The following is a 13435-nucleotide window of genomic DNA, read 5'->3' on the forward strand; positions in this document are numbered from 1 at the left end:
CAGATCTTCGACATTCCGAAGCGAGAGCGAGAAACGGTTGTACAGCATGACCGAAAGGCAGTGATCTCTGGACTGGTTTTAAAGTATTTGAAAGAGGCAGGTCTGGTCATGGGTAAATGCTGAGAAAGCCCCCTGCCCGCCTCAAGGCAAGGTCTACCGACGAGACCTTTGGGATTGATGACGTCTTTATATTGAATGGTGTCAGTTTTGATCGAAGTGATTTGAGTGTTTATTTGGGGTCCGCAATTTTGGGCATAGACACAGACAATGATGGATTTGCCGATACAACCATCGTTCTAGGGGGCGATTATTCCGGTTCGGAATCTACGGTGAAAGATCTCGATGAGGCGACGGCCATAGCAGCTTCATTTCCACCAAAATGCACAAGACGATGTTTTTCACATTGACGAAGACGATGTCATCGCTGGAAACATCCTAGCCAACGACAACTGGTACACAGGCGGAGGACTAACCGTATCCCTGCTTTCAGGTCCGGAAGAGAGGCTACCAAACCTGAATAATGATGGATCGTTTACATATGAAGCAGATTCAGATGTCTTGATTTGGTCGCCCCCGGTGACGAGATAGTCCAGACATTCACGTATGAACTTGTAGACACGTTCGGTAGAACTTCCGAAGCCACGGCCTTCATTTCTGTAAACATACTGGATGACAGCGTATCGCTTTCGGGAAGTCGGAGACGAGACCATATCAATGGCTTGGATGAAGCTGACATCCTGGAGGATGGCTTCGGAAGAGACAAATTGGATGGTGGGGAAAGCGCCGATATCCTGAGAGGCGGACCAGGCCGCGGTGTTCATATTAGTGGAGAGGAAGCTGACCTTCTTGAGTTTCACTTTTTTGATGGCTTCAACATCATGACTGATTTTGAAGTTGGGATTGATCAGATTGGGATTGGCTCAGGTCTATTTGCAGACAATATCTCTGACATTAAGTACCGGGATCTGGATGACGGGGTGCTGCTTAATTTAAGTGGTGCCAAAGTCTTAGTTGAGGATCTGGCATTTATGGATCTGAGCGAAGATTCATTCGCTTGGTTATAGCGAATATCTGTGCTCGCGCGTTAGAATCTATAGCGTTGTAGAGCCCAGGTTGCCCTACTGAAACCAAAGTCTTGAAAGTGAATCTACCAATTCGGATTGATCCATGCATCAAGCTGCATTTTGAACTGGGCACAAGGCAGGCCGCACAAAGCCCGAAGTCCTGAGTGGTAGACCGATCACGCCACCGATTCTTGTCCACTTCGTGGTACATATTGTGGCAGTTATTTTTTTGCATGAAAAATGGTTACTCAAATAGGGTTGTTCCCCCTTGGTCCGCCACCTACTCCCTATGTGCGACAAATAGTTTTGCCTTTTGCGATAGAAATTTTCCATTACGCCGCACAGCCATGCCTTCTGCCAAGTGGTTGCGTCGTACATATTTCCCTTTAACAACTGGTTTTGGGCGAAGCCCTTCAGGGTGCTCGTCTCTAAAACCTGCTCCCGGCGAGGGTTGGGGGGTAGCAAGTTTAATATAGTTCGAAAGGGTGGTGCGCCCACAGGCGTCCGCCCAGGACAGGCTTTGCGCGGTGCCCTCATGACGGCACAGCTCTGCAATACTTTCCTCGCCTATTTGGCCGACCAGTACGATCTGGATCTTTTCTTGTGCGGAATACTGTTTACGGGTCGAACGCCAAATGTCCTTTGCTGGCTTCTCACCGTGACTCTGCTTGTTTTAGGGGTTCTTTCTCATCTCCACTCCTTGGCAGCTACGATGAGCCAGAAATCTACTCTTATCAAATCGATCAATACTGTCCCAATGGTACTGATGTCAGACACCGGGAGCTAATGATATAGACCAGAACTAAGGGCCACAATAAGGCACTGATTTTTTTAAATTACTCAAGTTAGCGCCCAATAGTTAACGGCACAGTAAGATTGTGCGTGGGAGCTCACTTCGGGCGGCGTCAATCCTTTGGCTATCACCTCCTCTGCCCCGGACAGTTGGGGGTACAGATAGAACACTCCGAGCCGTCAACGCTATGATGCGATCCTGTTCCAAACCGGAAACGATTCCATATTAGGAAGCCTATGTCTGTTGGTGGTTCTGAAGAAATTCTTTCCAGTGGCGTGTGCGCGGGTTTAGATAAGATGCAGCTTGAGCAGGGCCTACATGTGCTAACAGGTCAAGCCCGGTCACGAACGGCGAAAAATCATCTTCAACACGCCCCCACGGCCTGACATCATATTCCATGTATTCGACGTTGATCCCTGCCAATTCAAACCCCTTGTGCTCCAGATAGTTGCGAGCGCCATGTCCGGTGACATAGCGCGTTCCGCCCAATTCTTGGACGATTTGCAGTATCCTGTTCGAGCCTGTTTCTGTGACATTTAGATCGGTGCTAAGGTGATACTCGCTCGGATTTATGCCAAACTGTGATGCTAGTCCTTTACTGCTGGCGACAATCGCGTCGCAAAGGCCGTCATGCTGATTCAGGTGTAGAACTGGTGCTAGTGCGGAGTCTAGGTAAGGCGTCCCGCTAAGCGATTTCTTGAGTTTATCGATGTGTAAATCTAGCCAATTTGGTTCAGCAGCAACGATGTCAACGATATCTGTCCTGTTTTTAGTATGCTTTATTGGTATGCTAAGCCAGGCGCTGCCAGAAGGCGATCTAATCTGTACGCGGTTAGTAAACGAGCGTCTAGAAAACTGCGCATCTACCAGCCAAACGACTACATCAGCTAAAGCGAGTTGGGCCAAAAAACCTGGCCACGGAAAATACATAGGTTGCGAAATGACGACAGTAGTCATGCAAATTTCCGTCGAATATACCCACCGGGCGAAGAGGACAGCACAAGCTTGCCGTTCAACACCGGATCAACTTCGAATAGGTCTGCTTCTGACATATAGTCATTAAGCGCTGATAGCGGCTCGTTCCCGGCAAACCACGATTTGGAACGGTTTTGTGGGCTGTCCTTCTGGCCGACATACCCGATCATCGTATCCGCAACGACCATGTAGCAGCCAGGTGTAACCAACGGACCGTATGCACGGCACTCGGCCAGAACATGATCGCGGCTGTGGTCGCTGTCTAGAACTACCATGACTTTGGCGCCTTCTGGGATCTCGGCACGCACGGCGGCCAGCGTATCCTCGCTGGTCGACGGCCCCTCAATTAGAGTGACTCGTTTCGACATAGGGTGTTTGTTGATCGTGTCGCGGTTGTGAGCGCGGATATCTATGTCGACTCCGATCACGGTGCCATTGCCAATCAACTGCAATAGTGAGGCCATAAACAGCACCGAGCCACCGCGTGCCACGCCGGTTTCGATAATGACATCGGGTTTCGTGTTCCAGATCACTTCCTGTGTCGCCATCACATCTGCAGGCATCTGAATAATGGGTGCTCCCATCCAGCTCCACAGATAGGAGTAGTCATAAGGGTCAAGCTGTAACATATGTGCAATTGAACTTTGAAAAACATGCTCGTCTTGCCCAAGCGCCAAGCATTGCTTTTCCTTGTGAGCTTCAAACTCTTTGCGGTCGTCTTTTGACGTCATGATTTGCCTTCAGCATTTTTATTGGTGATTTGCCACGCTCTGGAGCTCTCATCTAAGCTTTGTTACAGGTCGTGTCACCATCCATTGTGTGAGTAAGAACTTTTGTCGCGAACATTCGCGAAGGTCTGACACGCTTTTGAACAATCCGAACACTCTTTTCGCTAGTTGCCAGAATCAATAACTCTAAGGTCTCTGTTAGAACAATAGAGTGTCCCACTTTGCGTAAGAGTTCCAAATTCTTAAAACGTTCTAGCTAAAACTGGGGCCATTTAGCTATCGTTACATCATAGCCGCCTCGGTGTCTCTTATGAATTGGCCCTTGATCAGTTCAACCAACTCGAATTTCCCCAGCTTTAAACGTCCTACTCTAAAAGGACTCGTTAACTCGCCGTCTATAGGGGTCGTCGGTCTGGTATTGACGGTCTCGGGACGTTATGAAAAACGAAGTCCTGTGGTATGAGGGGTTTTGACATGGCTGCGACCCTATCCGACGCAGACCGGAATTCCCTCTCCCTGTCATGACATGTATTCAGAAGGGCTGACTATCTGATGGAAAACCTAGACGACGTCGCCTCAAAGTATTTGCAGCCACCAAGTGTCGAGATTGAGAATGATCTCATGATGCGGTGGTATCCCGAAAGGGTGTTTGAGCGCACAGGACATGTCGGGCGTTTGCTAGAGCTTGGGTTGGGGCATGGTTACACAGTTCCCTTCTTTTTCGAGATGAGTGACCAGCACGTCGTCGTTGAAGGCTCTCAAAAGGTCATCGAGAATTTTCAGTCCAAGAACCCTTGGTATACTGGATCATTGGAGGCGGGGTACTTCGAAACTTACACACCTACCGACACCTTCGATCTGATTGTCATGGGATTCGTGCTCGAGCATGTGGATGATCCAGTCGCCATTCTAAGCCGGTACAAAAAGTTTCTAGCTCCCAACGGTCGCATTTGGATTGCTGTACCGAATGCAAAATCGTTAAACCGGCGCCTCGGGCTTGAGATGGGGATGATTGAGGACATTTATGATCTGAACGAAACGGATTTAATGCTCGGACATCAACGCAATTTTTGCCGCGATACATTGCGAAGCGCCATCGAGGCGGCCGGGTACAGAGTAACGCATGAGGAAGGGCTTTACCTGAAGCCTCTTCCATTGGGTGTTCTCAGAACGCTAGATAACTTTGAAGAGAACATGCGCGCGATGATGGCTGTTGGCGTTGACTTTCCAGATCTTTGTGTTGGTCTTCTTGTAGAAGTGTCTCATGACTAGAGCTGATTGTGCGGGGCCTGAGTTGTGAACGAGCGCCGACGTATTCTGGTCACCGGCGTAGGAGCGCTCATAGGCCAGGGCATCGCCAGCAGTCTGCGGGATGACGGGCGATCGTGGTTAATTGGACTTGACCGGCGCATGTCGCTATTCGGCGCAGAGCTGTGCGATGAAACTCTGCTGAAACCCAAGCTAGACGAAAGCTCAGATGCGTATCTGACGTTCTGGAAAGATTTGGTGCAGGATCACGGAATTGAACTGATTATTCCAGGTATCAGCATCGACATGGCGTTTCTAGACGCCCACCGAAGTTTTTTCGAAGACCTCGGGGTAGCGTTGGCCATCAACACGACACATCTTATCGCGTTGACTGAAAACAAGTCGGATTTTGCAGCCGACTATGCGCAATTGGGGTTGCCAGTCATCCCGTCGATTGCAGGAGGTGGCACTTGGGAAGCGGCCTGCGCGGCGCTGGGGAAACCGCCATTTCTTTTGAAACCCAGCACTGGGGAAGGCTCCGTTGGCATTGTGCGGCTTCATGACGAAGTGGATTTTGATTATTGGAGCGGAAAAACCTCGGGCGAATTTCTTGTGCAGCGGATTGTTGGTACGGACGACGATGAATATACTGTCGGTACATTTGGCTTTGGCGACGGCGATTACATTGGCCCACTGATCTTTCAGCGCCGATTGACACGTGCCGGGAACACTGGCGAGGCAAAGACCGTCACTCATGAAGCCGTATCCAAAGCAACTGATACAATCATGCGCTACTACAAGCCGCTGGGTCCAACCAACTTACAATTCCGTTTGGAAGATGAGGATGCCTATCTTCTTGAAATCAACCCTCGGTTTTCAAGTAGTTGTTCCTTGCGAACCGCTTTCGGGTTCAACGAAGCTGAGATGTGTGTTGACTTTTACCTGAACCGACGACGGCCTGCGCAACCTGTCTTGCGTGAAGGGATTGCGCAGCGTCACAACGCAGATCGGATACGTTATGCTGGGCCTGATCTCTGATATTCATGCCAATCTGGCCGCGCTTGAGGCGGTTTTGGCTGACGCGAAGTCCAAAGGGGTGACAGAGTTTGTGTGCCTTGGCGACGTTATTGGGTATAATGGTCAGCCGGAAGAATGCGTACAACTGCTCAAGGCAGAAGGGGTGCGCAATATACTGGGCAATCACGACAGCTACGTTACGTCGGGACAGAATTGCGAACGCTCTAAGGTCGTCGCGGGTATCATAGACAAACATCAGGCAGAGCTAAGTTCGGACAGCGTGGCATGGTTGAGCCGATCAATGGACAGCATCCAGGATGGCACAACATTGTTTGTACACGGAGGACCGCAGGATCATGTCGATGAATACCTCTATAAAGTGGGGATCGATACGTTTCCCAAAGGCGTAACACAGCTCTTTGCGGGTCATACCCATGTGCAATGCATTCTAGACTTCGGTACGCACGTCTTTTGCAATCCGGGCTCGGTAGGACAGCCGCGCGATGGAGACCCACGTGCAGCTTACGCAATCTTATCAGATGGCCAGATTGCCCTGCACAGAGTCGTTTATGACATCGACCGCACGATACGCGCGATGAAAGAGCGCGGGTACGAAGAGTTCATGTATCGCGGACTTGCCAAAGGCGCCCAGATCAACGGGCGTATTGACGAGATTGTGAAAGCCTAAGGAGAGGCCAAGGTCTCGATTACCCGACAGACTCGATCAATGTCCCCGTCTGTCATGTCGTGAAAACTGGGCAGGTTCAGTGCCCGCTCGCAAATATCATGGGCATGCGGGGTAGGCGCTTCTACGAACATAGGCTGGCTGGAAAGCGGGTAGAAAAATACACGCGCATCAATGTTTGCTGCCTCGAATGCTGCCAAGGCCCTCTCACGGGAGACGCCAAGTGCCTTGTCAAAAACAACAGTGGGCATCCACGCGCCATTCCGGACGTGAGGAGGCTCAGGGTTCATCGATAGCCCTAGATGCGACAGCCGCTCTTTGTAAGCTGCAAGTATCTCCGCTTTGCGGTTCGTCAGTTCCTCAATGCGCTCAATCTGCCCCATTCCTATTGCAGCTTGAATGTTTGACATCTTGAATTTGTAGCCGACCGTATCAGCCCAGAATTGTTTTTTCTGCGCCTTGTCACGTCCGTGATTGGACAGCGTCAGAATGCGATCCGCCAAAGCATCGTCATCGGTCACCAGCATCCCGCCTTCGCCGGTGGTCAACGTTTTCGTACCATGAAAAGAGAAGGTCCCGAACTTTCCCATCGCGCCTGTATGAATGGCGCGATATCGCGCACCCAACGCTTCGGCCGCGTCTTCGATAAGCACCACTCCACATTCATCTGCGATGCTCAACAGTGTGTCCATCTCACAGAGATTACCGTATAGATGCGTGGCGATGATGGCCTTGGTTTTCGATGTAATCGCCGCGCGGGCCTGATCAGGATCAATACACCAACTGTCTGGCAAGATATCGACGAAAACCGGTGTCGCACCCAAATGCACGACGGGCGCGACCGTAGCGATCCAATTTGTGTCGGCGAGGATGACCTCATCGCCCGGACCGATACCTAGCGCCGCCAGACCCATCTCCATTGCGCCCGTGCAACTGGAAGTCGAAATAGCATGTTTTGTTCCGACATACTCTGCGAAGGTCGCCTCGAAGCGATGAATGTAGTCATAACATTTCGGCCCCCAACCAGTGCGGGCGGCATCTGTGGCATAACTAACCTCGAGATCGGTGATAGAGGGTCGGGTATAGACGATGCGGTCGGTCATAGGATTTGCAGTTCTGGCACAGCAGTTACAAAACGGGTATCTACAAGCCAATCAAGTGATTGCATAATCTCGGTTTTTAGGTTCCATGGGAATATCACCAGGTAGTCTGGACGTCGGTTCTGTAGCTCGTCTGGCGCCAGAATGGGGATATGACTGCCCGGTAGGTATTTGCCGATCTTAAATTCTGCAGCATCACATACGAATTCAATGGCGTCTGGACCAACGCCTGCGAAGTTCATAAGCGTGTTGCCTTTCGCGGCTGCGCCGTATCCTGCTACCGACTTTCCCTCCGCCTTAGCATCCAGCACGAACCGCAAGAAATCGTCTTTGACCTTTTCCGCTTTGAGTTGGAAACCTGTGTAGAAGTCATCGTCATTCATTCCGTGAGATGCTTCGAGATCACGCATGGCCTTCACGGCGTCGGTTTGCGCATGTCTGGCTCCTTCAAGACAGGCAAAGAGACGCAAGCTGCCGCCATGAGTTGTTAGTTGTTCAACATCGAACACCCGCAAACCTGCCGCCGCCAGAATACGCTCGGCTGAAAGAAGAGAAATGTAGGAGAAATGTTCGTGATACACGGTATCGAACTGGTTTTGCGTCACCAGGTTCAACAAATGCGGAAACTCGAGTGTGACCACGCCCTGAGGTTTTAGGCAAACCGCCAGCCCTCGCGAGAAACAGTTAATGTCGGGTACATGGGCAAAGACATTGTTACCTATGACAAGATCAGATTTGGCCAGCCCCTTAGCCAACCCTTCCCCGAAGAACTCCTCTACAACATTGATCCCGATTGCCGTCGCTGCGGAGGCGGTGGAATGTGTGGGTTCAATACCTAGGCAGGGGATCCCTGCCTTCCGAAAATTGCGCAGCAGATAACCGTCGTTGGATGCAACCTCGATCACATGAGAATCCGCATCTAGAGCAAATCGTTCGATAACCGTGTCGCAATAGGCTTTGGCATGGGCAAGCCAAGAGGTCGAGGTGGAAGAAAAATAAGCGTATTCTTCGGTGAATAGCGCCTCGCCCGACGAGAAGTCTTCCGTTTGTACAAGGCGGCACTCCTTGCACACGAAAAGCCGCAGCGGATAGGTCAGTTCGGGACGAGAAAGCGCTTCCGCACTTAGATAATCGTTTGACGGGGGTGCATATCCCAAATCAAGAAACGCCATAGTGCGTGAAGACAGACAATGTCGGCAGGTATTGGTCATAAGGGGCGAACATCCAGCAGGGCAGGCAAGTTTTGATCTCTTTCCGACATAAGCGTGATAGGTAAGGGCCAATCAATGCCCAGATCGGGGTCTGTCGCACGCACACCACCCTCAAGTTCCGGTGTGTACGGAGCAGTGTGGCAATAGTGTAGCGTCGCAGTCTCGGTCAATGTCTGGAAACCATGAGCGCAGCCCTCAGGAATGTAGATTGCGTTCCCAGCCTCAGCGCATAATGTGATTGCTCTGCTTTGACCAAAGGTTGGAGAGCCTTCGCGCAGGTCAAGCGCCAGATCGAATACCTTTCCTTCGGTTGCACGTATAAGCTTTGCCTCAGCCATCGGCGCACGCTGAAAATGCAGACCGCGCAAAGTACCTTGCCCGTTGGTTTGCGACATATTCATTTGCACCCAATTGGTCAGCAGACCGGCTTGCGCAAAAACGTCAGCACAGAATGTACGAGCAAAAGCACCGCGGGCATCGGACTGGCGCGCTAACTGGACTTCGTAAAGCCCATCAATATCTTGAGGGATAAGCTTCAAGATTCACCATAATATTGCAACTGTTTAAGTGAGACCGCACGAGGGCACTGGCCCTCCGCAACAGACTGGTACCACTGTATTGTAGCGCGGATGCCGTCTTCGAAAGACCAACAGGCGAAATGACCCAGCAGTGCCTCTGCCTTGTCAGTGGCAAGCCGGAGAATCTGAGCTTCGTGGGCAGAATTGGATTTCCGAGAAGTATCTTCCCATGCGCCCGGCCACATGGAGAGTGCCGTTGTAACAACGTCCTTTACGGTTCTAACCCCCTCAGATGGTGGACCAAAATTGAACGCACTTTGGAGATCGGGATCTGCCGACGTAAACAGGTTTTCCGCGAGTATCAAATACCCTCGCAGAGGCTCCAGGACGTGTTGCCATGGTCGAACGGAATTCGGGTTGCGCACTTTGACTGGAATGTCGGCCGCCAGGGCACGTGCAATATCGGGCACGATGCGGTTCTCGGCCCAGTCGCCACCGCCAATAACGTTGCCTGCGCGCGCCGAAGCCATACGGATCTCTGTCTGTGCAAAAAAAGATTTTCTCCAGCTATCGACGCCAATTTCCATCGCGGCTTTGCTGGAACTATATGGGTCATGACCACCTAGGGGATCAGTTTCGCGAAATGGCCGCGCTTGTTCGTCGTTGGCATACACTTTGTCTGTAGTTACCATAACCACGGCGCGTGGACCGGTCAGATCACGCAGCGCCTCCATCAGATTGAGCGTCCCCATCACATTGGTGGACCAGGTCTCAATCGGGGTTTCGTATCCACGTAAAACCAAAGATTGTGCTGCCATGTGAAAAACAATTTCGGGGTCTGACGCTGTTACGGCGTTTGTCACGACAGACGAATCTCGAATGTCACCGATAATGTGCCTGATGGTATCTTCTAGTTTCAGAGAGGAAAAAAAGGGACTTTCAGGTGCCAGTGCTATGCCAGTGACTTTGGCACCGAGTTGCGTCAACCACAGCGCAAGCCATGCACCTTTGAACCCGGTATGTCCGGTAATCAGAACGCGTTTGTCTTTCCAGAACGCATTCATCACCAAGTTTTCCATGGTGCATCGCCGGATTTCCAAAGCTCTTCAAGGTAATCACGATCCCGCATCGTATCCATCGGAGCCCAGAAACCCGAATGCTTGAACACTGAAAGCTGTCGCTCAGTTGCCAGAGTTTCCAATGGAGCGCGTTCCCAAATCGTTTCGTCTCCGTCGATGTAGTCAATCACCTCAGGCTCACAGACAAAAAAACCGCCGTTAACCCAGAAGCCATCTCCATCGGGTTTCTCGTTAAACCGGGTCACAAAATCACCCTCGATCTCCAAGGCTCCGAACCGCGCTGCTGGTTGCAAGGCGGTAACGGTCGCACGGCTGCCAGTTCTTTTGTGAAAGGCCAAAAGCTTGGTAATATCAAGATCCGTCACACCGTCGCCGTATGTAAGACAAAACGTGTCGGTCAGATGCTCCTTCACACGCTTTAGGCGGCCACCGGTTTGGGTTAGCTGACCGGTGTCGACCAATGTAACCTGCCAAGGCTCCGAGTATCGATTGTGCACCTTCATCTTATTGTCTTTTAGATCAAATGTGACATCGGATGTATGTAGAAAGTAGTTCGCGAAATACTCTTTGATCAGATAGCCTTTGTAGCCGCAGCAGATGACAAATTCAGTGATCCCATGGGCGCCATAGATTTTCATGATGTGCCATAAAATGGGCAAACCACCAATTTCAATCATGGGTTTTGGGCGGAGGTGAGATTCTTCACTAATCCGAGTTCCGAGCCCGCCCGCTAGAATTACCGCTTTCAAATCATCGCTCCGCTCTGTTCTAATCGACCAACAGGCCGCAGATAATTGAATTCCCTTTAAGCATGATAACTTTGATTAGCAAGGAGAGTGGTGTGAGACGCGTCGAGCTGGTCTCAGTTTGCTACATAAATTGAAAACCCATGTGAATCAAAGCTGCCACTTTGGGTCAGCTCAAAGTTCGGTCGTGAGTTGAGTTGGCGTTCCTGATTGAACTCGGGTATTGCCAAGTTGTCTGCGGCGGACTGCGATCTATTCGCAGATGTTGTCTCATGCCGCCATTCTACCGGAGTAGTCAGCCCAGAGGTTGAGCGTATCTGATCGAGCGCAACGAAGTGAGGCTGCTCCCGCCCGAACAAGCCAAAAATTCAAGAGCCAGAAGCTGGTTAGCATGGAATAATTCCAGTTCAGTTGCCAGCACCTATATTTTCACAGATTGACTTCGATCGTGTTTTGGGGTTGGACACATGCGAAAATATCAAGTTATGAGCCGCGCTGGACCGCATATCTACACCGTCAAATTTCTAATAGACCATAATTCGACGCCGTGTAGCCCACTAGATCTCCGGTATTAGCCGCATAAGGATGCACCATGGTCCCTCTAGTTATTCCCACACGTAACCGTCCAATGTCTTTGTCCTTTCTCCTTAAGTATCTGGGCGAGTTCAATCCGGGACAACGTGTGGTGATCGCCAATGGCAGTCATCATTCATACCTTGCTGCTTATGAGGAAGCGGTACGTGACAACGACAGTCTTTTGCAGATCGAATATAAGGAGTACGATTCCGATCTGCATTTTCGGGACCGCATGGTTGATTGTGTGAGCGGGTTGGATGATGACATTATCTTCGTCGGAGCAGATGATGATTTTCCCGTGCTTGATACACTCTATCAAGGTGTTGAATTCCTGCGCGCAAACCACGACCACGTCGTCGCTATCGGCGGGATCATTTGCCTGTCAATGTTAGACGAAGATCAGTTCAACGCGAAATTTCTTCATGCATTCAGCCTTCAAGACGAAGACATAGTTTCTCGTCTGTCTAAATACAGCCAATGGGCCTTCGCGACCAGTTATGCTGCGACACGCCGCGATCACTACCTTGAAAGATGTAACAACTTACAGCTTAATGCCATGAAAATATTTGGCGACTATAATATCGGCCTCCACGACTGTCTGGCTGGGAAGATCAAGGCCTTGCCAGAAATTGGCTACTTCACCACAAAACTAGCCACTCATAGTAGGTTTGGACCGCCCAGCCGTCTGCATTATCTGGAGCATGCACAAGAAACCTTAAACCTGAGAGATTACTATACTGAAAAAATTGCCTCAACTACGGCAATTGACAATCAAGAAGCTCGGTCAATCGCAGATAAACTGATTGCAATGAAAATTGCCCATTGGACAGGTGGCAGCCCGCAGTTTTTGGATGGGTTTGGGTGTTCATCGCTGTTCCGTGATGAAACTGTGCGCAAACAATATGACGCGTTTCAAGATCTATTTCGTCAAGGTACAGCAGAGCAAAAGAAACTTGGAGGCAATCTAAGGAAGGTTGTCGACGCAATGCTGGAAATTAGTGAGGCTAATTCAGATAATCACGGTGAGCCGGAAAAGTACGATTCAATAGAATATTTTTTGGCTTCGACCAATGGCGGTATTTCGCGGCCATGACAGAACGCCTCGTTAAGGAGTAAATGGATGAGACGAAAGATTAAGCGCAAACTTGCTAAGATGTTTTCTGCGCGCCGCTCGGAGAACAGTGCGAAGCCGAGGCCCGAACCAAAAAAACCAAAGCAGATCATTAGCCCACGGTTTAATATAACCTTTTCCCCAGAAACGCTTGAAAGAAAGTGAAGTGGGCCTGCTTTCAAAGGGCGTATTTCTGTCGCGAAATTTATCGCTAAGCGTGGAAATTTCGTCGGATCAACAGGTCAAGCAGCCAAATCCGCGATGCGTTGAAACTAACCGAGTCCAGGCGTAATTTATCCTCCGCGGATCATGTGTGTGTCTTCGATACCTGCAAGTGTTGCCTTCGCTGATCGCGCGTACGATACCAATTGGTTCCGTGAAGCATTGAAAGACAATGGGATACGCGCCTGTGTCCCCGGAGGAAAACAGCGCAAAAAAACCTATTAATATGACAGGCGAAGATACCAAAGGCGCAACCCGATCCCCGCCTCCGGTCCATGTTGATCCGCGCCCATGGCTGGACCCACGATCTGAAGTCCGGAGTTCAACTGATGGAAGTTGCGCGGCGTGAAAGCGTCCCCGGC

12 protein-coding genes and 2 pseudogenes are annotated in these 13435 nt (G+C 50.5%); 7 read left to right on the forward strand and 7 right to left on the reverse strand.

Annotated elements, in window-relative coordinates:
- Nucleotides 1-393 precede the first annotated feature (393 nt).
- Nucleotides 394-588 (forward strand): annotated as a pseudogene (locus tag ACR0DK_RS20360) (hypothetical protein); the annotation flags it as partial.
- A 131-nt stretch (nucleotides 589-719) separates the two neighbouring features.
- Nucleotides 720-1064 carry a hypothetical protein gene (locus ACR0DK_RS20365; RefSeq protein WP_170399850.1) on the forward strand — a complete coding sequence of 115 codons (345 nt, stop codon included), beginning with the start codon at nucleotides 720-722 and terminating at the stop codon, nucleotides 1062-1064.
- Nucleotides 1065-2091: 1027 nt separating this feature from the next.
- On the opposite strand, the gene ACR0DK_RS20370 is transcribed toward ACR0DK_RS20365, so the two are convergent.
- Complete coding sequence (locus ACR0DK_RS20370) at nucleotides 2092-2814, reverse strand: WbqC family protein (RefSeq protein WP_480737898.1); 723 nt, start codon at nucleotides 2812-2814, stop codon at nucleotides 2092-2094.
- Nucleotides 2811-3563 carry a cephalosporin hydroxylase family protein gene (locus ACR0DK_RS20375; RefSeq protein ID WP_480437993.1) on the reverse strand — a complete coding sequence of 251 codons (753 nt, stop codon included), beginning with the start codon at nucleotides 3561-3563 and terminating at the stop codon, nucleotides 2811-2813. Before ACR0DK_RS20375 ends, ACR0DK_RS20370 begins: the two co-directional genes overlap by 4 nt.
- Nucleotides 3564-4112: 549 nt before the next feature.
- Here ACR0DK_RS20375 and ACR0DK_RS20380 point away from each other — a divergent pair.
- Genes ACR0DK_RS20380 through ACR0DK_RS20390 form a run of 3 tightly spaced genes read left to right on the forward strand, consistent with a single transcriptional unit; the run spans nucleotide 4113 to nucleotide 6513 of the window.
- On the forward strand, nucleotides 4113-4832 hold the full coding sequence (locus ACR0DK_RS20380) for a class I SAM-dependent methyltransferase (protein ID WP_223117802.1): 720 nt from the start codon (nucleotides 4113-4115) through the stop codon (nucleotides 4830-4832).
- 24 nt (nucleotides 4833-4856) lie between these two features.
- Complete coding sequence (locus ACR0DK_RS20385) at nucleotides 4857-5846, forward strand: ATP-grasp domain-containing protein (RefSeq protein ID WP_223117801.1); 990 nt, start codon at nucleotides 4857-4859, stop codon at nucleotides 5844-5846.
- Nucleotides 5827-6513, forward strand: coding sequence for a metallophosphoesterase family protein (locus ACR0DK_RS20390; protein WP_223117800.1), 687 nt, complete (start codon nucleotides 5827-5829; stop codon nucleotides 6511-6513). Before ACR0DK_RS20385 ends, ACR0DK_RS20390 begins: the two co-directional genes overlap by 20 nt.
- On the opposite strand, the gene ACR0DK_RS20395 is transcribed toward ACR0DK_RS20390, so the two are convergent.
- From ACR0DK_RS20395 to rfbF, 5 genes are read right to left on the reverse strand one after another with little or no spacing between them, the layout of a single operon-like run.
- On the reverse strand, nucleotides 6510-7613 hold the full coding sequence (locus tag ACR0DK_RS20395; protein ID WP_480737902.1) for a DegT/DnrJ/EryC1/StrS family aminotransferase: 1104 nt from the start codon (nucleotides 7611-7613) through the stop codon (nucleotides 6510-6512). The two genes, ACR0DK_RS20390 and ACR0DK_RS20395, sit on opposite strands and share 4 nt — an antisense overlap.
- The gene (locus ACR0DK_RS20400; protein ID WP_170399820.1) at nucleotides 7610-8821 is read right to left on the reverse strand and encodes a class I SAM-dependent methyltransferase; all 1212 of its coding nucleotides are present in this window, start codon (nucleotides 8819-8821) and stop codon (nucleotides 7610-7612) included. The genes ACR0DK_RS20395 and ACR0DK_RS20400 overlap by 4 nt, the downstream gene beginning before the upstream one ends.
- Nucleotides 8818-9360, reverse strand: a complete 543-nt coding sequence (gene rfbC, locus ACR0DK_RS20405) for a dTDP-4-dehydrorhamnose 3,5-epimerase (protein WP_480737904.1) — start codon at nucleotides 9358-9360, stop codon at nucleotides 8818-8820. Before rfbC ends, ACR0DK_RS20400 begins: the two co-directional genes overlap by 4 nt.
- Nucleotides 9357-10418, reverse strand: a complete 1062-nt coding sequence (rfbG, locus tag ACR0DK_RS20410; protein ID WP_480737906.1) for a CDP-glucose 4,6-dehydratase — start codon at nucleotides 10416-10418, stop codon at nucleotides 9357-9359. The genes rfbC and rfbG overlap by 4 nt, the downstream gene beginning before the upstream one ends.
- Nucleotides 10403-11167, reverse strand: a complete 765-nt coding sequence (rfbF, locus tag ACR0DK_RS20415) for a glucose-1-phosphate cytidylyltransferase (protein ID WP_170627351.1) — start codon at nucleotides 11165-11167, stop codon at nucleotides 10403-10405. The genes rfbG and rfbF overlap by 16 nt, the downstream gene beginning before the upstream one ends.
- A 589-nt stretch (nucleotides 11168-11756) precedes the next feature.
- Between rfbF and ACR0DK_RS20420 the strand changes: the two genes are divergently transcribed.
- A complete protein-coding gene (locus ACR0DK_RS20420) occupies nucleotides 11757-12833 on the forward strand; it encodes a TIGR00180 family glycosyltransferase (RefSeq protein WP_480737908.1) in 1077 nt (358 codons plus the stop codon).
- Between the two features lie 333 nt (nucleotides 12834-13166).
- Nucleotides 13167-13295: pseudogene (locus ACR0DK_RS20425) on the forward strand (IS5/IS1182 family transposase); the annotation flags it as partial.
- Between the last annotated feature and the right edge of the window lie 140 nt (nucleotides 13296-13435).

Source organism: Ruegeria sp. CE6, from assembly GCF_056537485.1.

Bases quoted from the DNA above. Each gene is read 5' to 3' on its own strand.
- ACR0DK_RS20370 (WP_480737898.1), bottom strand. From the start codon at position 2,814: ATGACTACTGTCGTCATTTCGCAACCTATGTATTTTCCGTGGCCAGGT.
- ACR0DK_RS20375 (WP_480437993.1), bottom strand. From the start codon at position 3,563: ATGACGTCAAAAGACGACCGCAAAGAGTTTGAAGCTCACAAGGAAAAG.
- ACR0DK_RS20380 (WP_223117802.1), top strand. From the start codon at position 4,113: ATGGAAAACCTAGACGACGTCGCCTCAAAGTATTTGCAGCCACCAAGT.
- ACR0DK_RS20390 (WP_223117800.1), top strand. From the start codon at position 5,827: ATGCTGGGCCTGATCTCTGATATTCATGCCAATCTGGCCGCGCTTGAG.
- ACR0DK_RS20395 (WP_480737902.1), bottom strand. From the start codon at position 7,613: ATGACCGACCGCATCGTCTATACCCGACCCTCTATCACCGATCTCGAG.
- ACR0DK_RS20400 (WP_170399820.1), bottom strand. From the start codon at position 8,821: ATGACCAATACCTGCCGACATTGTCTGTCTTCACGCACTATGGCGTTT.
- rfbG (WP_480737906.1), bottom strand. From the start codon at position 10,418: ATGGAAAACTTGGTGATGAATGCGTTCTGGAAAGACAAACGCGTTCTG.
- ACR0DK_RS20420 (WP_480737908.1), top strand. From the start codon at position 11,757: ATGGTCCCTCTAGTTATTCCCACACGTAACCGTCCAATGTCTTTGTCC.